This window comes from Rhodanobacter koreensis (assembly GCF_054782855.1).
In genome coordinates, this window is record NZ_BAAGRR010000002.1 from 88560 (window position 1) to 107787 (window position 19228).

General features: G+C 63.4%; 17 protein-coding genes. 12 read left to right on the forward strand and 5 right to left on the reverse strand.

All coding sequences use genetic code 11. The features are described from left to right. Window positions 1-105 precede the first annotated feature (105 nt). From yajC to secF, 3 genes are all read left to right on the forward strand, one after another. Window positions 106-438: a preprotein translocase subunit YajC gene (gene yajC, locus ACYVKM_RS06130; RefSeq protein ID WP_460876688.1), complete on the forward strand. Its 333-nt coding sequence runs from the start codon at window positions 106-108 to the stop codon at window positions 436-438. Window positions 439-542: 104 nt separating this feature from the next. Next, entirely contained in the window at window positions 543-2432 is a 1890-nt protein-coding gene (secD, locus tag ACYVKM_RS06135; protein ID WP_460876690.1) for a protein translocase subunit SecD, read from the forward strand. Window positions 2433-2507: 75 nt separating this feature from the next. Then, complete coding sequence (gene secF / locus ACYVKM_RS06140) at window positions 2508-3470, forward strand: protein translocase subunit SecF (RefSeq protein WP_460876692.1); 963 nt, start codon at window positions 2508-2510, stop codon at window positions 3468-3470. Window positions 3471-3547: 77 nt separating this feature from the next. On the opposite strand, the gene murU is transcribed toward secF, so the two are convergent. The 3 genes from murU to ACYVKM_RS06155 form a co-directional block, all read right to left on the reverse strand. Beyond that, window positions 3548-4252 carry an N-acetylmuramate alpha-1-phosphate uridylyltransferase MurU gene (gene murU, locus ACYVKM_RS06145; RefSeq protein WP_460876693.1) on the reverse strand — a complete coding sequence of 235 codons (705 nt, stop codon included), beginning with the start codon at window positions 4250-4252 and terminating at the stop codon, window positions 3548-3550. Continuing rightward, window positions 4249-5292 (reverse strand): aminoglycoside phosphotransferase family protein, encoded by a 1044-nt coding sequence (locus tag ACYVKM_RS06150; RefSeq protein ID WP_460876694.1) that lies wholly within the window; start codon window positions 5290-5292, stop codon window positions 4249-4251. The genes murU and ACYVKM_RS06150 overlap by 4 nt, the downstream gene beginning before the upstream one ends. A gap of 110 nt (window positions 5293-5402) precedes the next feature. Next, window positions 5403-5807, reverse strand: a complete 405-nt coding sequence (locus ACYVKM_RS06155) for a hypothetical protein (RefSeq protein ID WP_460876696.1) — start codon at window positions 5805-5807, stop codon at window positions 5403-5405. Window positions 5808-5895: 88 nt separating this feature from the next. On the opposite strand from ACYVKM_RS06155, the gene ACYVKM_RS06160 reads away from it, so the two are divergent. From ACYVKM_RS06160 to ACYVKM_RS06170, 3 genes are read left to right on the forward strand one after another with little or no spacing between them, the layout of a single operon-like run. Then, window positions 5896-6291, forward strand: coding sequence for a hypothetical protein (locus ACYVKM_RS06160; RefSeq protein WP_460876698.1), 396 nt, complete (start codon window positions 5896-5898; stop codon window positions 6289-6291). Further along, window positions 6288-8261 (forward strand): site-specific DNA-methyltransferase, encoded by a 1974-nt coding sequence (locus ACYVKM_RS06165; protein ID WP_460876700.1) that lies wholly within the window; start codon window positions 6288-6290, stop codon window positions 8259-8261. The genes ACYVKM_RS06160 and ACYVKM_RS06165 overlap by 4 nt, the downstream gene beginning before the upstream one ends. Continuing rightward, window positions 8245-10995: a restriction endonuclease gene (locus ACYVKM_RS06170; RefSeq protein WP_460876701.1), complete on the forward strand. Its 2751-nt coding sequence runs from the start codon at window positions 8245-8247 to the stop codon at window positions 10993-10995. The genes ACYVKM_RS06165 and ACYVKM_RS06170 overlap by 17 nt, the downstream gene beginning before the upstream one ends. Before the next feature lie 282 nt (window positions 10996-11277). On the opposite strand, the gene ACYVKM_RS06175 is transcribed toward ACYVKM_RS06170, so the two are convergent. Together ACYVKM_RS06175 and ACYVKM_RS06180 are read right to left on the reverse strand one after the other, a co-directional pair. Then, window positions 11278-12603 carry an ammonium transporter gene (locus ACYVKM_RS06175; RefSeq protein WP_460876703.1) on the reverse strand — a complete coding sequence of 442 codons (1326 nt, stop codon included), beginning with the start codon at window positions 12601-12603 and terminating at the stop codon, window positions 11278-11280. Further along, complete coding sequence (locus tag ACYVKM_RS06180; protein WP_449429003.1) at window positions 12593-12931, reverse strand: P-II family nitrogen regulator; 339 nt, start codon at window positions 12929-12931, stop codon at window positions 12593-12595. The genes ACYVKM_RS06175 and ACYVKM_RS06180 overlap by 11 nt, the downstream gene beginning before the upstream one ends. Window positions 12932-13169: 238 nt before the next feature. Here ACYVKM_RS06180 and ACYVKM_RS06185 point away from each other — a divergent pair, with 238 nt between their 5' ends. The 6 genes from ACYVKM_RS06185 (at window position 13170) to ACYVKM_RS06210 (ending at window position 19226) form a co-directional block, all read left to right on the forward strand. Continuing rightward, complete coding sequence (locus tag ACYVKM_RS06185) at window positions 13170-13670, forward strand: SUF system Fe-S cluster assembly regulator (protein WP_460876705.1); 501 nt, start codon at window positions 13170-13172, stop codon at window positions 13668-13670. An 8-nt stretch (window positions 13671-13678) separates the two neighbouring features. Next, a complete protein-coding gene (sufB, locus tag ACYVKM_RS06190; RefSeq protein ID WP_460876707.1) occupies window positions 13679-15148 on the forward strand; it encodes a Fe-S cluster assembly protein SufB in 1470 nt (489 codons plus the stop codon). A 128-nt stretch (window positions 15149-15276) separates the two neighbouring features. Then, a complete protein-coding gene (locus ACYVKM_RS06195; protein ID WP_460876709.1) occupies window positions 15277-15792 on the forward strand; it encodes a carboxypeptidase-like regulatory domain-containing protein in 516 nt (171 codons plus the stop codon). A gap of 2 nt (window positions 15793-15794) precedes the next feature. Further along, entirely contained in the window at window positions 15795-16547 is a 753-nt protein-coding gene (sufC, locus tag ACYVKM_RS06200) for a Fe-S cluster assembly ATPase SufC (RefSeq protein ID WP_460876711.1), read from the forward strand. After that, window positions 16544-17854, forward strand: a complete 1311-nt coding sequence (sufD, locus tag ACYVKM_RS06205; RefSeq protein ID WP_460876712.1) for a Fe-S cluster assembly protein SufD — start codon at window positions 16544-16546, stop codon at window positions 17852-17854. Before sufC ends, sufD begins: the two co-directional genes overlap by 4 nt. Window positions 17855-17978: 124 nt before the next feature. Continuing rightward, on the forward strand, window positions 17979-19226 hold the full coding sequence (locus ACYVKM_RS06210) for a cysteine desulfurase (protein WP_460876714.1): 1248 nt from the start codon (window positions 17979-17981) through the stop codon (window positions 19224-19226). Window positions 19227-19228 lie beyond the last annotated feature (2 nt).

Below are 19228 nucleotides of genomic sequence, written 5' to 3' on the forward strand. Positions count from 1 at the left end.
CATGAGTCGCCGTGCATGCCGTGAGGGCGCATGGCATAATCGACGATCTTTTATCGGGCGTTCAGCTGAAATCCCTGCTGGCGCCATAACTTGCGAGACAAACCGATGAGTTTTCCGATCTCCCCCGTGCTCGCCCAGGCTGCGGCAGCACAGCCCGCCGGTGGCGGCATGTCCATGATCATCATGATGGTGGTGCTGTTCGGCCTGATGTATTTCATGATGATCCGTCCGCAGATGAAGCGGCAGAAGGAACATCGCGAGCTGGTTGCCGGTCTGTCCAAGGGTGACGAGGTGGTCACCAACGGCGGCATCGCCGGGCGCGTGGACGAGGTGGGCGAGACCTTCATCACGGTCGAGATCGCCGCCAACGTCAAGGTCAAGGTGCAGAAAGGGGCGGTCCAGCAGGTATTGCCCAAGGGCTCGCTGAAAGCCGTCTGATCGACCGATGCGAGGCGCCGCCCGGCGGCTGCCTGTCACGCGACCATTATCCCGATTGTTGCTACCGCTGCGGGCTGTTGCCGCGGCTTTGATGGATTCAGGGCATGAGTGATTTTCCCCGCTGGAAGTACGCGCTGGTCGCACTGGTGATGCTGTTCGGCATCATCTACGCACTGCCGAATGCATTTATCCCGCTGCCGGCCGTGCAGGTCACCGCCAATCGCGATGCGCCGCCGATCGACCAGTCCATCCAGCAGAAGGTCGCGGCGGCACTGGCCACGCAGCACATTGTTGCAGGCGAAGTGAGCGTGCAGGGCGATCATCTGCTGGCGACCTTTGCCAACAGCGACGTGCAGAAAAGCGGCGCGGATGCCATGAAGGCGGTGCTGGGCGACGGTTATACGGTGGCATTCAAGCTGCAGTCGACGGTGCCCGGCTGGTTGCGCGTGATCGGTGCGCGTTCGATGCCGCTGGGCCTCGACTTGCAGGGTGGCGTGCACTTCCTGATGCAGGTCGACGAGAACGACGTCATCGACAAGCAGGAAAACAGCTACGCGGACGATATCCGCAGCCTGTTGCGCGACAAGAACATCCGTTACGAGTCGGTGGCGCGCAATGCCGTGCGCGGCCAGGGCATTGCCGTGATCCTGCGTTCGGCCGACGACCGCTCCAAGGCGTCCGATGCGATTGCCAACGAATACACCGATCTGCTGGTGGCGAACGGCCCCAGCACCGGCGACCGCTTCGTGCTCAATGCCTCGGTGAAGCCGGAGAAGCTGCGTGACCTGTCGCGCAGCACGATCACCCAGAACCTGGGCACGCTGCGCAACCGCATCAACGCGCTGGGCGTGTCCGAGCCGCTGATCCAGCAGCAGGGTGAAAGCCGCATCGTCGTCGAGCTGGCCGGCGTGCAGGACCCGGCCGAGGCGAAGCGCCTGATCGGCGCCACCGCGACACTGCAGTACCGCGCCGGCATCGGCCAGCCCGGTGACCCGGCGGCGCAGGAAGCCGCGCGCACCGGCAACATCCCGCCGGATGCCAACCTGTTCTACATGCGCGGCACCAACCCGCCGGTTCCGGTGCTGGTGAGCAAGCGCATCATCGTGACCGGCAATGAGCTGGTGGACGCCGCCTCGGGTGTCGATCAGCAGTCCGGCACGCCGATGGTCAGTGTGACCCTCAATGCCGCTGGCGCGAAGAAAATGGGGGATTTCACCAACGCCAACATCCAGAAGCCGATGGCGGTGGTGTACGTCGAGCGCGTCACCGAGACCAAGATGGTGGACGGCAAGGAAGTGCGCACGCCGAAGATCACCGAATCGGTGATCAACGACGCCACCATCCAGGGGGCCTTCAGCAAGCAGTTCCAGACCACCGGCCTGGCCAGTCCGAAGGAAGCGTCCGACCTGGCCTTGCTGCTCAAGGGCGGTGCGCTCGCCGCGCCGGTCGACATCGTGGAGGAGCGCGTGATCGGTGCCAGCCTCGGTCAGGACAATATCGACAAGGGCTTCAAGGCGGTGCTGCTTGGTCTGGCACTCGTGCTGCTGGCGGCGGCGATCTACTACAAGCTGTTCGGCCTGGTCGCCGACATCGCGCTGTTCTTCAACCTGGTGATCCTGGTGGCGGTGATGTCGCTGATCGGGGTGACCCTGACCATGCCCGGTGTCGCCGGTATCGTGCTGACCCTCGGCATGGCAATCGATGCGAACGTGCTGATCTGCGAACGCGTGCGAGAGGAGTTGCGCAACGGCTCCACGCCGCACGCGGCGATCCGCGCCGGTTACGAGAAAGCGTGGTCGACCATTCTCGACGCCAACGTCACCCACCTGATCGCCGCGCTGGCGCTGACCACGATGGGCACCGGTGCGATCAAGGGCTTCGGTGTGACGCTGATGATCGGCATCCTGACCTCGCTGTTCACATCGGTGACGCTGACTCATGCGTTCACTGCGCTGATCCACGGCAACCGCAAGCTCAAGACGCTGTCGGTGTAAGGGCTTTTATTGAAACGTGCGGCCATGGATGGCCGCTTTACCCCGGAAACGGATTTCCGCATAGAGAATGCCCACATGGAAATCTTCAATCACGACAGCAACATCCCGTTCCTGGGGATGCGCAAATACAGCATCGCCATCGCCATCTTCCTGATGGTCGCCTCGGTGGTGCTGATTGCGACCAAAGGCCTCAATTACGGCCTGGATTTCACCGGTGGCGTCTCGATGGTGGTCGACTACGACCAGTCGGTGCAGATTGCCGATGTGCGCGCGGCGCTTGACAAGGGTGGCCTCGACCACGCCGTGGTGCAGAGCCTTGGCGGCACCCGCGAGGTGTCGATCCGCATGCAGCCGAAGGACGACAAGGCCTCGCCGCAGGTCGATGGCAAGGTCAACCTGGACACCATCTCCGCCGATGTCCTCAAGATGCTGCAGGCGGCGCGCCCCGATGCCAAGCTGAAGAGTCGCGACTACGTCGGCTCGGAAGTCGGCGCAGAGTTGCGCAGCGACGGCACCGTGGCCGCGGTATTCGTGATCCTCGGCATCATGGCCTACCTGTGGATCCGCTTCGAGCGCCGCTTCGCGATCGCCGCGGTGGCCACCGAGGTGCACGACGTGCTGGTGACGCTGGGCATCCTGGCGTTGGTGCAGCGCGAGTTCGACATGACCGTGCTGGCCTCGGTGCTGGCGGTGATCGGCTACTCGATCAACGACAAGGTAGTGGTGTTCGACCGTATCCGCGAGCTGTTCCGGCTGGCGCGCAAGGCCGAGCCGGAAGACATCCTCAACCGTTCGATCAACAACACGTTGTCGCGAACCATCATCACCTCGCTGTTCACCGCGATCACCATGGGCGCGCTGTACATCTTCGGCGGTCCGGTGGTGCACGGCTTCGCCGTGACCATGCTGATCGGCATCCTGGTCGGCACGCTGTCGTCGATCTTCGTCGCCAGCCCGATCCTGCTGTGGCTGGGCGTGTCGAAGAAGGACCTGATGCCGGTCACCAAGGAAAACCCGGAGCTGGCACGTCGTCCGTAAGCGTAGGCGGCCGATCCATGCAAACACGAAAGGCCCGGTCTGCACCGGGCCTTTCTGTTGGCGAGTGGCCTGTTGCGCTAATTGCGCAGCGATTCGTCCAGCTGCCGAAGTCGTCCCGGCGTGCCCACGTCGGTCCATGCGCCACGGTGGTGGCTGCCGCTGACAGCGCCGTCCGCGATCGCGGCCTGCAGCAACGGAAGGATCCTGAAACGCGGCGGCGTGGCCTCGGCACCCGGCGTGCCGCCGAGCGTCGCCTGCCAGTGCGCCACGAAGTCGCGCCGATAGACGCCGATGCCGCTGTAGGTGAGCCGTGGCGATCCGTCGTCGTGCAACCGGCCCGCACCGTCCAGCGCGAAGTCGCCGTGCGGATGATGCGGCGGGTTGTCCACCATCAGCAGGTGCGCGAGACCGGCCGGCTCGGTGGGCAGGGTGGCGAGGTCGGCATCGCACCATACGTCGCCGCTGACTACCAGGAAGGGCTCCGGGCCGAGCAGCGGCAGCGCGTTGAGCATGCCACCGCCGGTTTCCAGCGGCGTCGTGCCCTCGTAGGCATAGCGGATGCGCAGACCCCAGCGCGAACCGTCGCCCAGCATGTCGGGGAACTGTTCGGCCAGGTGCGAGGTGTTGATTGCCACGTAATGCACGCCAGCCGCAGCCAGCCGTTCCAGATGCCACACGATCAGCGGCTTGCCGCCCGCTTCCAGCAACGGCTTGGGCGTGTGGTCGGTCAGCGGACGCATGCGCTCGCCGAAGCCGGCGGCAAAGATCAGCGCGTGTCTCATGCCGTCACCGGCAGGCGCAGGTCGCGTGTGCCGACGCAGCGCCGGAGCAAGGCAGCAAACTCGGCCAGCTCGGGATAACCGCTCGCCACCTCGATCACGTAGTCGTACACCCGCGGCAGGTCATCGAGATAATCCTGCTTGCCATCGCGATAGCACAGCCGGCAGAAGATACCGAGCACCTTGATGTGGCGCTGCAGGCCGGTCAGGTCGAACCAGCGCAGGAATTGCACGCAGTCCACCTCGGCGTCGATCAGTTGCGCGGCCTGCAAGCGCTGGCGGTAGTCATCCACCCAGCCCTCCACGCGAGCGCGGTTCCACACGATGTAGCAGTCGCGCAGCAGCGAAGCGAGATCGTAGGTGATCGGGCCAACCAGCGCACCCTGAAAATCGATGATGCCGGGGTTCGGGAGTCTTGTCGTGATGCCCTGCGGACTGTCGTGATCCACGATCAGCAGGTTGCGACTGTGGTAGTCGCGGTGCACGAAGCAGTGCGGCTGCACCAGTGCGTTGTGCAGCAGCAGGGTGAATGCCGCTTCCAGTACATCCCATTCATCGCAGTCGGGGAGGTGTCCGAGATGCCGGCCGAGGAACCACTCCGGCATGATCTCCAGCTCGCGCTGCAGGAAGGCGCGGTCGTACGGCTGCATGCCGGTCACGTCCACGTCGCGCTGCATGCGCAGCAGTGCTTCCAGCGCGTCACCGTACAACGCATCCACCGTGCCGTCGTTCAATGCGGGCAGGTACAACCTCGAACCGAGATCCTCGATCAGCAGGAAACCCTGCTGCAGATCCTGCGCGCGCACCGCTGGCACATGCAGGCCGGCCGCGGCGAGTCGTTCGCCGATCTCCAGCCACGGCCGCGGATCCTCCTGCGCCGGCGGCGAATCCATCACGATCCAGCTGCGGCCCTGGTGTTGCGTGCGCCAGTAGCTGCGGAAGCTGGCATCCGCCGAGGCGGATTCGAGCGTCAGCGCGGGATCGCCGAGGATGCTGCGGACCCAGGCGAGGCGGGTGGTGGCGCGGTCGTTGGCAGTGGTCATGGCTGCTGGTGGAACGGAAACAGCACGCAGCTTAGCGGTGCGCCTTGCAGTGCGCGAGTCGCACGGGCGCGATGGGTGCCGGACATGGCCGTGCGTCGAGGCGGGAGCAATCAGGCGGAGCGTTTGCGCGAAGGTGTACCGGCAAGCGCCGCAACCAGGTCGCGCACCAGTTGGCGGTGCGCAGCCGGCAGCGCATGGATCGCGTCGACCAGCTCATCTGCATCGTATGAAGCAGTACTTTCCTTGACGTGTTTGCCGGCACCGCGGTGAGGCTCCATTTCACCGAAACCCAGGAGCCCACGATCAACGCGCAACCAGTCGGCGAGCACGGTCAGCTTGTCCGGCTGGGGAATGGCTTGTCCATTCAGCCATCGCCAAGCGGTCTGAAAGGTGACGGAAGGGCCGCGGAAGCGCGTATTGAACTGAGTGGCTAGCACTGACGGCCGCGATTCATACCCCTTTGCCCGCATTGCTGCCGCAAGACGCTTGGAGAATTCCGCTCGGTGATCGCTCATGCCACGGCACGGTACGCGGCGCCCGGGACTACGATTCACCTTACGAGTTCATTACTATTGACGTTTTACGTGAATTCGGGGGCGATACGTGGCCAAGTCCTTGCTCGAACAGTTGCCCGAGGTCATTGCCCGCGGGCGACAGCAGGCGGAGAAGATCCTGGAGGGCCGGGAAGAGCAGCGCCGCGCGATACGAAAGAAGCAGAAGCACGCGGACATGGACGACGTCGAGAACGCAGCTGCGGAGCAGGAAGTAGTCAAAGATGGGTATTTGGTCGACTACATCTCAGGCAAGCCGGTGAAGGATGGGCCGGAGGAGCGTGAGGCTGTCCAGGTGTTCTCCAGAATGCTGGTGGAGGACTGCGGTTACCCGAGGGCTCGCATCCAAAGCAGGCAGCAGCACAGGGTCAAGGTGCGGCCACGCACGTACAAAGCCAAAGCGTGTTGCGCCGTTGAATCACTTCGATGCGGAGTGATTCGGCGATGATCAAAAATATCCTGAGCGAAGTCCGCTGCGTGCCATCCGAAACATCAGATGGGCAAACGGAACTACTGGCGCAATTACGAGAACTTCTGCCTGCAGCCTTCCTCGATGGCGAACTTGACCGCATCGCCTTGCTCGATGCACTTGGCTTGGGCGAAGAAGCCAAATCGGCTTTTGCTTTTTCCTGGCCAGGCATTGAACAGGCACGGCAAGATGCCCGCACACCGACCACGGCTACGCTGATCCCGGATGTGCAGGCGTCGGTGAGATGGGACGACGCTCGGGACGTTCTGATCGAAGGCGACAACCTGCAGGTGCTCAAACTGCTGAAAAACGGCTACACCGGCGCCTTCAAGCTGATCTACATCGACCCGCCGTACAACACCGGCGACACATTCACCTATAACGACGACTTCTCGGTTCCCGAGGCCGAATACCTGCGCGCCACTGGCCAGGTGGACGATCAGGGCGCGACCACCAGCAAGAAGGAAACCAAAGGCCGGAAGCACGCACCGTGGCTGACCATGATGTTCCCGCGTCTGGTGGCGGCACGTCACCTGCTGCGCAAAGACGGCGTCTTTCTGGCCAGCATCGACAACAACGAAGTCCACCACCTGAGGCTGCTGCTGGACGCGGTGTTCGGCGCGGAAAACTTCGTGGACATGATGACGTGGCGTGGCGCGCGAAAGGGCGACGCAAAGCTAACTGGCGGCGGTCAAGACTACATTCTGGTTTATGCCAAAAACCGGCAGTATTTGAAGGAGCAGGACGTTCGTTGGCGTGAGCGCAAGGAGGGGTTGGAACCAATCTATGAAAAGTTGGAAGAGCTTCGCGCCACATATGGCACCGACTACGAGAAGATGACGACAGAGCTGCGCGAATGGTATCGGTCCCTCGCCGACGATAATCCTTCCAGGGCGCACGGCTACTACAACAGAGTTGACGCTCGCGGGATCTGGTTCCCTGACAACATTTCTAGTCCGAACTATCGCGAAAACCTCATTTACGACTGGAAGGGCTACAGTCCTCCAGGAAAAGGATGGCGATACGAAAAAACCACCATGCAGAAGTTGCATGACGATGGGCGACTGATTTACCCAGAGGACAAGACCAAACGAGTTCAGATCAAGTCCTATCTACACATGCGCGAAAACTGGGCGCCACCCTCCGTTTTCTATCGTGATCGGCGAGCAGCCTCGGCCACGCTCAATGCCCTGGTGGGCGCAGAGGTCTTCGATGACCCGAAGGCCACCGACGTGCTGGCTCGACTGATCCATGCCATCACCGGTGATGGCGATCTGGTGCTGGATTTCTTCGCTGGCTCCGGGGCCACGGGGCAAGCTGTTTGGGAGCAGAACCCACGCGACGGCAAAACCCGGCACTGGGTACTGGTGCAGCGTCCAGAAAAGCCGGACGAAACCACCGAGACCGGCAGGAACGCCGTGGCCGCCGGCTACGCCACCATCTTCGAGATTACCGCCGAGCGTCTGCGACGGGCGGCGGAGGGGATCGGCGGTGGACTGGGCTTCCGTGTGTTCCGCGCCCGGGAAACCGGGCTGGCTGTGGAAGCATCGGTCGTGGTTCAGGCCGGGCAGGCCGAAAGCGCCCAGTACGTCCTGATGTTGACCCAGGCCGGGCAGCCTCCAGTAAAGGACGATGCGAGTCCCGACGCTTTGGCGTGGGAAGTGGCCCTCAAAGCCAGTGCCACCCGGCTGGACGAAACGCTGACTCGCACTGAAGCCGACGGGGCGACCGTGTACGCCTTCCAGAACGCCGCTGGCGAGCGCCTGCTGGTTTGCCTGGACCGTTTCACCTCGGTCACCGCCGCCGCAGTGAAACTGCGCGAGACCGGTGACGACACCCTGATCTTGCGTGGAGATCGGGTTGATGACGCGCTGACCTTGACGCTGGCCCCGAGGCTGCGCTCGAAGCTCATCATGCTGGAAAGGTTGGCGCATGAAGTTTCGATTTGACGACCAGCCGCATCAGGCCCAAGCCATCGAATCCGTCGTGGATCTGTTCGAGGGCGGCGCCTTGGTGCCTCCTCAGGGGGTAATCGGCCAAGCGCCCGGCGCAGCCGGCCACGCCGGGTTTCAGCTTGATCGCACCGTGTTGGCCCAGAACCTGCTGGCCGTGACGATTCGGGAAGCCGTCGATGCGCAGGACACCCTGGTCCTGATGGAAGAAACCGATCTGCTGGAACAGCCCCGGGACTTCCCCAACTTCTCGGTGGAGATGGAAACGGGCACCGGCAAGACCTACGTCTACATTGCCACGGCGCTGCGCCTGGCCGAGACCTACGGCATGCGGAAGTTCGTGATCCTGGTTCACACCGTGGCCATCCGGGCCGGCGTGGTGAAGACCTTCGAACAGACCCGCGAACACTTCCGGGCCAAGTACCCCCACTTGGACTACCAGTGGCGCGCGCTGGGAGATAGCCAGGCAGTACCGGACTTCGCCGACCCATCGTCCAACGTGCAGTTCCTGGTGGCCGGCATCAGTTCGCTGGACAAGCCGGCGAGCAATACCTTGTACGCCTCGCCGGAACAGGCCAACCTCTGGAACGGAGGAGCCACCGGGATCGCACAGCTGGCCCAGTTGCGGCCGGTGGTGCTGATCGACGAGCCCCAGAACATGGGCACGTCCAAGCGCCGGAAGACCATTGCCACCCTCAATCCGCTGGTGGCGTTGCGGTACAGTGCCACGCACCGCGATCCGTACAACCTGGTTCATCGCCTGTCCGCCAAGCGCGCGGCGGAACTGGGCCTGGTGAAGCGCGTGAGTGTGAAAGGCGTAGTCGCTGGTGCCAGCGGCCAGCCGTACCTCCACCTCAAGGAAATCCGGTCTCGAACCGTGCGAGGCACAACGCGTTGGCTGGCCGAACTGGTCATCGACGCGGCTAACGGTGATCGCCAAATCGTGGTGTTGGCGCCGGGGGCCGACCTGCAGGACGAAAGCGGCGGGTTGGCCCAATACCAGGGCTACATCATCGAAAGCATGACCCGTTCGGAACTGCGGTTTGAGAACGGCGTGACACTCGCCATCGGCCAAACCTTGGGCGTGGACGGTCTGTCGGTCTGGCGCGATCAGGTGCGCCACACCATCCGCGTGCACCTGCAAAAACAGGCGGATGTGGAGCAGCGCGGTCAGGGCCTGAAAGTGCTGTCGCTGTTCTTCGTGGAACGCGTCGCTGACTACATCGGCAACGCCGCGACCTTGCCGGCGATGTTCGATGCGCTGTTCCGCGAGGAATGGGCACGCTCCGGTCGAGCGGCCGATGCCATGCCCGATCCGGCGACATTGCGTGTCCACTACTTCCCATCGACGAAGACTGGGATCTACAAGGACACCAGCGGCAAGGCCAGCGAAGAAGGGTTCGAGGCGAGGGCCTACGACGAGATCATCGCCAACAAGGAAAAACTGCTGGATTCGGCCAACCCTCGTGCCTTCATTTTTTCGCACTCGGCGTTGCGCGAAGGTTGGGACAACCCGAACGTATTCCAGATCGGGTTCCTGCGGCATACCCGATCGGACACTGAGCGCCGGCAACAAATCGGGCGTGGCCTGCGCCTGCCGGTGGATCAAAACGGCAACCGCGTGCAAGACGAAGCGATCAACCGCCTGACCTTGGTGGTGGACGAGAGCTTCAGCGAGTTCCGCGACGGCCTCAACGCCGAGTACGGCGGTGCTGGCAACCGGCCAGACGTGGAAAACGAAGATCACAGCGTCACCATCCACCTGCGACCCGACAAGTTCCAAAGCTCCGAGTTTGCCGCGTTGTGGCAGCGTATTCGTTACCGGGCCGTGTATCGCATTGAGCGCGTGGACGAAACCACGCTGGCCGCGACCGTGGCCATGCACGAGCACTTGGACAACCTGCGAAACATCCAGCGGCGAGCCAACGTGGTTCAGAGCGCCGATCTGGTGTACGACGACCGCGGCAAGGTCATCACCACTGACATAACTGTTGCGGAAACCTCCGGCGAGCGCATGGTTCTGGCCGGACAACGGTTGCCCAACGTGGTTCAGATGGTCGAAGACCAACTCCAGCACGGCAAGTTTCCCCTGCAGCTGACCCGGCCGACCGTGGTTGCGATCTTGTCGGCCATTCCGGTGCACTACCGGGCCGGCGCCATCCACGATCCGGGATACTGGGCGCGCATCGTCGCCCATGTGATCCGCACTGCGGTCATCGAACAGATGGTTCAAAACATCGAGTACGTTCCCGTGGACGAAGCCCACTGGTGGGACGCCAACGTGGTGTTTCTGGATAGCGAAACCAAGAACAAGCCGCTGGCCATACCAGGGCAGCCAACGCCGTCGTCGGGTGTGGCAGAGGCACCGATCGACGGCACCAACCTTCACGACTACGTGGATTACGACAGTTTGGTGGAAAAATCCTTCGCCGAACTGCTGGAAAACTACCGTGGCACTGTAAAGCTGTTCACCAAACTGCCGCGCCGCTTCCGCGTGAAAACGCCGGTGGGTGAGTATTCGCCGGACTGGGCCATCGTGTTCGAACGCGACGGCGAGGAACTCCTATATCTGGTGCGCGAAACCAAGGACACGCTCAACCTCGATGATCTGGAATGGGATGAGGCCATGCGAATCCGGTTTGCGGCCAAACACTTCGCGGTGGCGCCGCGCGGCGTGGTGGACTTCAACAACACCACAGACAAGGCCGGGATCTGCTTAGCAAATGGATAGCATCAATTGGGACGAAGTTGCCGCCATCAGCACAGCTGCGGAAGCCACTTTCACCGCAGTAATGACTGATAGATACCAGCCATGCGTGCCATGGGGACCCGGCACTATGGCATTACACGTTGGTGGGTGAATCCCTATTCCACGATTGGCACAGCAAGAATGCTCGGCTAGCCGAGCAGTCGTCGATTTCCTGCATCCGTGCTGCACAGACCGCGCAGCCACAAGGCGATCTTGCATTGGGCAACGGACTTTGAGTGCTGTCGCCCTTGGTGGAATGCGTGTCTAGGTCAGGTTGTACGCACGCTCCTCGTGCTCGGCGATATCCAGGCCCATCTGTTCCTGCTCCGCATCGATGCGCAGGCCGATGGTGCGGTCGAGCAGCTTCAGGATGCCCCAGCTGAGCAGTGTGCTCCACACGATGGTGAAGCCCACGCCCTTGGCCTGGATCCACAGTTGCAGCAGTGGCGACGTCACCGTGCCGAAGCCGCCCAGTTTTGGCGCGGCGAACGGGCCGGTGAGCAGGGCGCCGATGATGCCGGCGATGGCGTGCACGCCAAACACGTCCAGCGAGTCGTCGTAACCCAGTTTGTGCTTGAGCCGGGTGGCGGTGAAGAAACACACCATGCCGGCAACAAATCCGATCAGCAGGGCGCCGGCGGGACCTGCCGTGCCGGCTGCGGGGGTGATCGCGACGAGGCCGGCCACCGCGCCCGAGGCGATGCCCAGCACGCTGGCGCGTTTGTGGATCGCCCATTCCACCGCCGTCCAGCCGATCGCTGCAGCAGCGGTGGCAATCTGTGTCACCAGCATGGCCATGCCGGCACTGCCGTTCGCGGCCACCGCCGAGCCGGCGTTGAAGCCGAACCAGCCCAGCCACAGCAGGCTGGCACCGATCACGGTGTAGCCGAGGTTGTGCGGCGGCATGTGCGTCTGCGGCCAGCCGCGGCGCTTGCCGATCACCAGGCAGGCGACCAGGCCCGCGATGCCAGCGTTGATGTGCACCACGGTGCCGCCGGCGAAGTCGAGCACGCCGAGGTCGCCGAGCAGCGAGCCGGGACCGCTCCACACCATGTGCGCCACCGGCAGGTAGACGAAGGTCAGCCACAGCGCGCTGAACCACAGCATCGCGCTGAACTTCATGCGCTCGGCGTAGGCGCCGATGATCAGCACCGGCGTGATAATCGCGAAAGTCAGCTGGAACATCACGAACACGCTTTCAGGCACCGTCTGGTACAGCGAACCTGGTTTAAGGTCGGCGAGCATGGCGCGATCGAGGCCGCCGACGATCGAGTGCCAGTTCGTCACGCCGGCGTGCATGCCCTCGGTGCTGAAGGCCAGCGAGTAGCCGTAGAGCATCCACAGCACGGTGACCAGGGCGGTGATCGCGAAGCACTGCATCATCACCGACAGCAGGTTCTTGGTGCGCACCATGCCGCCGTAGAACAGTGCGGCGCCGGGTATCGTCATCATCAGTACCAGCATGCTGGCGACGATCATCCAGGCGGTGTCGCCGCTGTTCAGTGCCTGGGCAGGCGAGGTCTGGGCAAAGGCGGGCAGCGGCGCGGCGAGACCGGCGCCAAGAAAGAACATGATTCGCTTAGAGCGCATCGGCATCGACCTCCTGCGTGCGGATGCGGATGACCTGGTCGAGCTCGCCGACAAAGATCTTGCCGTCGCCGATCTTGCCGGTGCGGGCCGCACCGCTGATCGCCTCGATCGCGTGGTCGAGGCGGTCGTCGCTCACCGCCACTTCGATCTTCAGCTTGGGCAGGAAATCGACCACGTATTCGGCGCCGCGATACAGCTCGGTATGTCCGTGCTGGCGACCGAAGCCCTTCACCTCGGTCACCGTCATCCCCTGCACGCCGGCCTCGGCCAGCGCCTCGCGTACATCGTCCAGCGTGAACGGCTTGATGATGGCCGTGATCCACTTCATGGCATGCTCCTCGTGGTTGCTGGTATTGCGATGCAGCACGATGCGTGCCATTACAGCGTTACGAAAAATGATTCATGATTTCAATAATTTGCTTCGTTGTTGAACGGTATGTCGCACGGAAACCGGGCAGTCGCAGGGATAATTGCACTTCGTTGGTGCATCAGCTCGAATTGACCGCGGCGCATGGAATCAGTACCATTTTAGTACCGATTCAAATGCTCCCCAGCCCGGGCACCTCATGCTCCGTGTCAGCCGACTGACCGACTACGCCACCGTGGTGATGACCTGCATCGCCGCGCATCCGGATGACGTGCTCAGCGCGGTGCAGATCGCCGAGGAAGCGCATCTCGAGCTGCCGACCGTGAGCAAGCTGCTGAAGGCGTTGGGCCACGCCGATCTGGTCGAGTCGTTCCGCGGTGTCAATGGCGGCTACCGGTTGGCCCGGCCGGCCAGCGAGATCTCGCTGGCCGAGATCGTCGAGGCGCTGGAAGGGCCGATCGGCATGACCGAATGCAGCGTGGCCGAAGGCCAGTGCGACCGTGAATCGCAATGCGGTGTGCGTGGCAGCTGGCAACGGATCAACAGCGTGCTGGACCACACCTTGCGCGCCGTCAGCCTGGCCGAGATGCTCAAGCCGTTGCCGACCCGGCTTGCACCGATCAAGCCGGCAGCAATCAAGCCGGCACCAATCAAGCACATCGCCGTGACCGTGAAGACCGGCGAGGCCACCACCGAATGAATGACACCATGACCCGCGAAAGCATCACTGCCGCCACCACGCTGCGCGACAACGCCGAAGTGGCCGAGGCGCTGGGTCGCAGCTATGCCGCCGGCTTCGTCACCGAGATCGAGATGACCGGTTTGCCGCCGGGGCTGAACGAGGAAACCGTCCGCCAGATTTCCGCGATCAAGCACGAGCCGTCGTGGATGACAGAGTGGCGGCTCGAAGCCTATCGCCACTGGCTGACCATGCCCAAACCCGATTGGGCCAAGCTCAAGATCGATCCGATCGATTACCAGGCGATCAGCTACTACGCCGCGCCCAAGGCCGGCCCGAAGTCGCTGGATGAAGTCGATCCGGCATTGCTGGAAACCTACGAGAAGCTGGGCATCCCGCTGCACGAACGCGCGGCGCTGGCGGGTGTTGCGGTGGACGCGGTGTTCGACTCGGTCTCGGTCGGCACCACCTTTCGCAAGCAGCTGGCCGAGGCTGGCGTGCTGTTCTGCTCGATGAGCGAGGCGATCCGCGAATATCCCGAACTGGTGCAGAAGTACCTCGGCAGCGTGGTGCCGACCGGCGACAACTTCTTCGCGGCGCTGAACTCGGCAGTGTTCTCCGACGGCAGCTTCGTGTTCATCCCGAAGGGTGTGCGCTGCCCGATGGAACTGTCCACCTACTTCCGCATCAACGCGCAGAATACCGGCCAGTTCGAGCGCACCCTGATCGTGGCCGAGGAGGGCGCGCACGTCTCCTACCTCGAAGGTTGCACCGCGCCGAAGCGCGACGAGAACCAGCTGCACGCAGCGGTGGTGGAACTCGTGGCGCTGGAGAAGGCGCAGATCAAGTACTCCACCGTGCAGAACTGGTATCCCGGCGACGAGAACGGCGTCGGCGGCATCTACAACTTCGTCACCAAGCGCGGCGACTGCCGCGGCGATGATTCGAAGATCAGCTGGACGCAGGTGGAAACCGGTTCGGCGGTCACCTGGAAATACCCGAGCGTGGTGCTGCGTGGCGATCGTTCGGTCGGCGAGTTCTACTCGGTCGCACTGACGCATCACTACCAGCAGGCCGACACCGGCACCAAGATGATCCACCTCGGCAGGCACACCAAGTCGAAGATCGTCTCCAAGGGCATCAGCGCCGGACGCAGTTCCAACAGCTATCGCGGCCTGGTCAAGATGGAGAAGAGTGCCGAGGGTGCGCGCAACTACACCCAGTGCGACTCGCTACTGATCGGCAAGAAATGCGGCGCACACACCTTCCCGTACATGGAAGTGAAGAATCCGACGGCGATCGTCGAGCACGAGGCGACCACCTCGAAGATCTCCGATGACCAGATGTTCTACTGCCGCGCGCGTGGTATCAGCGAGGAAGACGCGGTGTCGATGATCGTCGACGGCTTCTGCAAGCAGGTGTTCCGCGAGCTGCCGATGGAGTTCGCGGTGGAAGCGAAGAAACTGCTGGAAGTGTCGCTGGAAGGCGCGGTGGGCTGATGCATGTCAACGGCAGGCATGGCCGGCGCGTCATGGCATCGTGGCAAGCACTTTCCGGGCCGGATGCGGCCATGAGCTTGCCCATGTTCAACTCCTTCATGCCTCGGACAAATTCAAGGAAACACAGCATGAAATGGTTTTCCAGCGTGTTGATGGTCGCTTCGGCAGCAGCACTTTCAGGCTGTATCCCCATCAAGCACCACGACCTCACCGCCCCGCAGATCAGCGGCACGGTGACCCGCGCCGGTGTGCCCGTATCGGGCATGCGCGTGCAGCTGGCTGACGTGCTCGATGACAGCGGTGCTCCTGCGCCCGGTGCGCTCAAGGACGAGGCGGTGACGGACGAGCAGGGACATTTCACCGTCGGTCCGCTCTATCGCGTGACGAAGAAGAAGGCCTCGGTACCCCTGGTCAGCATCGACCTGCACACCGTGCCGTGGGGTCTGCGCCTGTCCGCCGACAACAAGACCTGGCACGCCGGATGGCTTTCGGACCCGACCATGCTGGGCGACGTGCCGAAAGCACCGATTTCCGCCATGTGCGACCTGTCGGTCGACAGCAAGTCCAGCGTGATCGACGGTGACCTCGCGGTCATGGGCAAGGGCCCGTGCATCCTGCAATTGATCGTGAAAAAGAAGAAGTGAACATGCTGAAAATCGAAAACCTGCACGCCCGCGTCGAGGGCAAGGAAATCCTCAAGGGGCTCAGCCTCAGCGTGAATGCGGGCGAGGTGCACGCGATCATGGGGCCGAACGGCGCGGGCAAGTCGACGCTGGGCAACGTGCTGTCCGGCCGCGATGGCTACGAGGTGACTGCTGGCAGCGTGACCTACAACGGCATCGACCTGCTGGCACTGGAGCCGGAGGCGCGTGCCGCCGCGGGCGTATTCCTGGCGTTCCAGTACCCGGTGGAGATTCCCGGCGTCAACAACACCTACTTTCTGCGCGCGGCCTTCAATGCGCAGCGCAAGGCGCGGGGAGAAAAGGAATTCGATTCGATGCAGTTCCTCAAGCTGGTGCGCGAGAAACTGAAGGTGATGCAGATCTCCGACGAGCTGCTGCACCGCGCGGTCAACGAGGGTTTCTCCGGCGGCGAGAAGAAGCGCAACGAGATATTCCAGATGGCGGTGCTCGAGCCGCAGCTGGCGATTCTCGACGAGACCGATTCGGGGCTCGACATCGACGCATTGAAACAGGTCGCGCAGGGTGTCAACACGCTGCGTTCGCCCGAGCGTGCGTTCCTGATGATCACCCACTACCAGCGCCTGCTCGATTACGTGGTGCCGGATTTCGTGCACGTGCTGGCCGATGGTCGCATCGTCGAAAGCGGCGACAAGTCGCTGGCCCTGAAGCTGGAAGAGCATGGCTATGCCGGTCTCGCCGAGGGAGCCGCGGCATGAGCCAGCCGGCGCCGTTGCCGTTGCCGTTGGTCGAGTCGCTGCTCGATGCGCCGCTGCCGGCCAGCGGCATCGCATGGCTGGATGCGGCGCGGCAGGAGAATCGCGAGGCGTTTGCCGCCGGCGGCCTGCCTGACACACGGGTGGAAGCGTGGAAGTACACCGCGTTGCGTGCGCTGGGTCAGCGCCGCTTTGCCCGTGGCGATGTCGCCGCGCAGGGTCGTACGGTAGATGCCTCGGTGCTAGCGTTGCCGGGTATCGAGGGGCCGCGCCTGGTGTTCCTCAACGGCGAGTTCCGCGCCGACCTGTCGATATTCGGCAACCTGCCCGATGGGCTCGCCTTGCAGCCGTTGTCGCAGGTGCTGCGTGGCGATGCCGAGCCGTTGCGTTTCGCGCTGTCGCGGCATTACCGCGAAACCGGCGATGCGTTCGCACGGATCAATGCAGCAAGCGCCGGTGACGGCGTAGTGCTGCGGGTTGCCGCCGGCACGAAGATCGCCGCGCCGGTGCAACTGGTGTTCATCGGCGCAGCTGCCGACGTCGAGCTTGCCTGGCACCTGCGCAACGTGATCGAGTTGGGTGAAGGTGCCGAGCTGAATTTGATCGAACAGCATGTTTCCGACGCCGAGCCGGTACAGCTGACCACGGTGGTCAGTGATATCGAACTGCGCGAAGGTGCACGACTGCACCATACCGTGCTGCAGAACGTCGCGGTCGCTACCAGCCTGATTCGTCGCAGCAGCGTGCGCCTGCACGCGCGTGCCCACGCGATGCTGCATGTACTGGAGCTTGGTGGTGCGCTGGTGCGTCACGACCTGCGCGCCGAGCTGGCCGGCGACGGGGCACGGTTCGATACCCGCGGCGTGTTCATGCCGCACGGTCGCCAGCACATCGACACCCAGCTGGCGATCCGTCATCAGGCATTGAACACCACATCCGTGTCGACCTGGCGCGGTGTGGCGAATGACCGCGCGCGCGGCGTGTTCCGCGGCGCGATCGTGGTGGCGCCCGGTGCCGACGGCAGCGATGCCGGCCTCAGCAACAAGAACCTGCTGTTGTCGCCCAGCGCCGAGATCGACACCAAGCCGGAGCTGGAAATCTACGCCGACGAGGTGAAAGCCGCGCACGGCGCCACCGTAGGCCAGCTCGATGAGCGCTCGCTGTTCTATCTGCGTTCGCGCGGCATTCCGATGGCGGAGGCGCGCGCACTGCTCACGGCCGCATTCTGCCGCGCGATGCTTGATGATCTGCCGAACGAGGCGCTGCACGAGCATCTGTCGGCGCTGCTGGTCGCACAATTGCCTGCGTGATTTTTATCTCCTCCCCCTGCTTGCAGGGGGGAGGCCGGGAGGGGGTGACGCTCTTGCGAAGAGCGCCCCTCCCCAACCCTCCCCTGCGAAGCAGGGGAGGGAGCCACTTTTGGAAACGTCGAAGATGACCGCACCACAAGCAGCAACACCTACGGTTTTTGACGTCCAGCGCATCCGCGCGGATTTCCCGCTGCTGTCGCGCAGCGTGCATGGCAAGCCGCTGGTGTATCTCGACAATGCGAATACCAGCCAGAAACCGGCATCGGTGATCGAGGCGGTGAATGCGCATTACCGCGAACGCAACGCCAACGTGGCGCGTGCGGTGCACCAGCTGGGCGAGGAAGCCACCACCGCCTATGAGGGCACACGCGACAAGCTGGCGCGCTTCATCAACGCGCCGTCGCGCAACGAGCTCATCCTCACTTCGGGTACGACCCAGTCGATCAACCTGGTGGCCTACAGTTACGCCTTGCCGCGGCTGAAGCCGGGTGACGCGATCCTCACCACGGTGATGGAGCATCACGCCAACATCGTGCCGTGGCAGCTGGTCGCCGAGCGCAGCGGCGCCACGGTCAAGGCGGCGCCGATCAATGAACGCGGCGAGCTGATCGTCGAGAAGTACCTCGAGATGCTGACGCCGGAGGTGAAGCTGGCCTGCGTCACGCATGTCTCCAATGTGCTCGGCACGGTCAACCCGGTGCGCGAGATTGCGCGCGAATGCAGGAAGCGCGGCATCGCGCTGCTGGTCGACGGCTCGCAGGCGGTGCCGCACCGGCCGGTCGACGTGCAGGCGCTGGGCTGCGATTTCTACGCGATCACCGGCCACAAGATGCTCGGCCCGACCGGCACCGGCGCGCTGTGGGCGAAGCGCGAACACCTGGAGTCGATGCCGCCGTTCTTCGGCGGTGGCGAGATGATCCGCGAGGTGCGCTTCAGCGGCACCACCTTCGCGGCACCGCCGCACAAGTTCGAGGCGGGTACGCCGAACATCGCCGGCTTCGTCGGCCTGGGTGCGGCGATCGACTACTACGAGTCGGTCGGTTTCGAGGCGATCCACGCGTGGGAGCAGCAACTGCTCGGTTATGCCACCGAGCGTCTGCGCGAGATTCCCGGCCTGCGCATCTTCGGTGAGGCATCGGAGAAGGAACCGGTGATTTCGTTCCTGCTGGAAGGTGCGCAGGCCACCGACATGGCGACCCTGCTCGACCTGCAGGGCATCGCCGTGCGCTCGGGCCACCATTGCGCGCATCCGCTGATGCAGTTCTACGACGTGCCCGCCACGCTGCGTGCCTCGCTGGCGTTCTACAACACGCGCGAGGAAATCGACGCGTTCATCGTCGCCCTGCTCAAGGTGCGCAAGCTGCTGATGTAACC

Bases quoted from the DNA above. Each gene is read 5' to 3' on its own strand.
- yajC (WP_460876688.1), top strand. From the start codon at position 106: ATGAGTTTTCCGATCTCCCCCGTGCTCGCCCAGGCTGCGGCAGCACAG.
- secD (WP_460876690.1), top strand. From the start codon at position 543: ATGAGTGATTTTCCCCGCTGGAAGTACGCGCTGGTCGCACTGGTGATG.
- secF (WP_460876692.1), top strand. From the start codon at position 2,508: ATGGAAATCTTCAATCACGACAGCAACATCCCGTTCCTGGGGATGCGC.
- murU (WP_460876693.1), bottom strand. From the start codon at position 4,252: ATGAGACACGCGCTGATCTTTGCCGCCGGCTTCGGCGAGCGCATGCGT.
- ACYVKM_RS06150 (WP_460876694.1), bottom strand. From the start codon at position 5,292: ATGACCACTGCCAACGACCGCGCCACCACCCGCCTCGCCTGGGTCCGC.
- ACYVKM_RS06155 (WP_460876696.1), bottom strand. From the start codon at position 5,807: ATGAGCGATCACCGAGCGGAATTCTCCAAGCGTCTTGCGGCAGCAATG.
- ACYVKM_RS06165 (WP_460876700.1), top strand. From the start codon at position 6,288: ATGATCAAAAATATCCTGAGCGAAGTCCGCTGCGTGCCATCCGAAACA.
- ACYVKM_RS06170 (WP_460876701.1), top strand. From the start codon at position 8,245: ATGAAGTTTCGATTTGACGACCAGCCGCATCAGGCCCAAGCCATCGAA.
- ACYVKM_RS06175 (WP_460876703.1), bottom strand. From the start codon at position 12,603: ATGCGCTCTAAGCGAATCATGTTCTTTCTTGGCGCCGGTCTCGCCGCG.
- ACYVKM_RS06180 (WP_449429003.1), bottom strand. From the start codon at position 12,931: ATGAAGTGGATCACGGCCATCATCAAGCCGTTCACGCTGGACGATGTA.
- ACYVKM_RS06185 (WP_460876705.1), top strand. From the start codon at position 13,170: ATGCTCCGTGTCAGCCGACTGACCGACTACGCCACCGTGGTGATGACC.
- sufB (WP_460876707.1), top strand. From the start codon at position 13,679: ATGACCCGCGAAAGCATCACTGCCGCCACCACGCTGCGCGACAACGCC.
- ACYVKM_RS06195 (WP_460876709.1), top strand. From the start codon at position 15,277: ATGAAATGGTTTTCCAGCGTGTTGATGGTCGCTTCGGCAGCAGCACTT.
- sufC (WP_460876711.1), top strand. From the start codon at position 15,795: ATGCTGAAAATCGAAAACCTGCACGCCCGCGTCGAGGGCAAGGAAATC.
- sufD (WP_460876712.1), top strand. From the start codon at position 16,544: ATGAGCCAGCCGGCGCCGTTGCCGTTGCCGTTGGTCGAGTCGCTGCTC.
- ACYVKM_RS06210 (WP_460876714.1), top strand. From the start codon at position 17,979: ATGACCGCACCACAAGCAGCAACACCTACGGTTTTTGACGTCCAGCGC.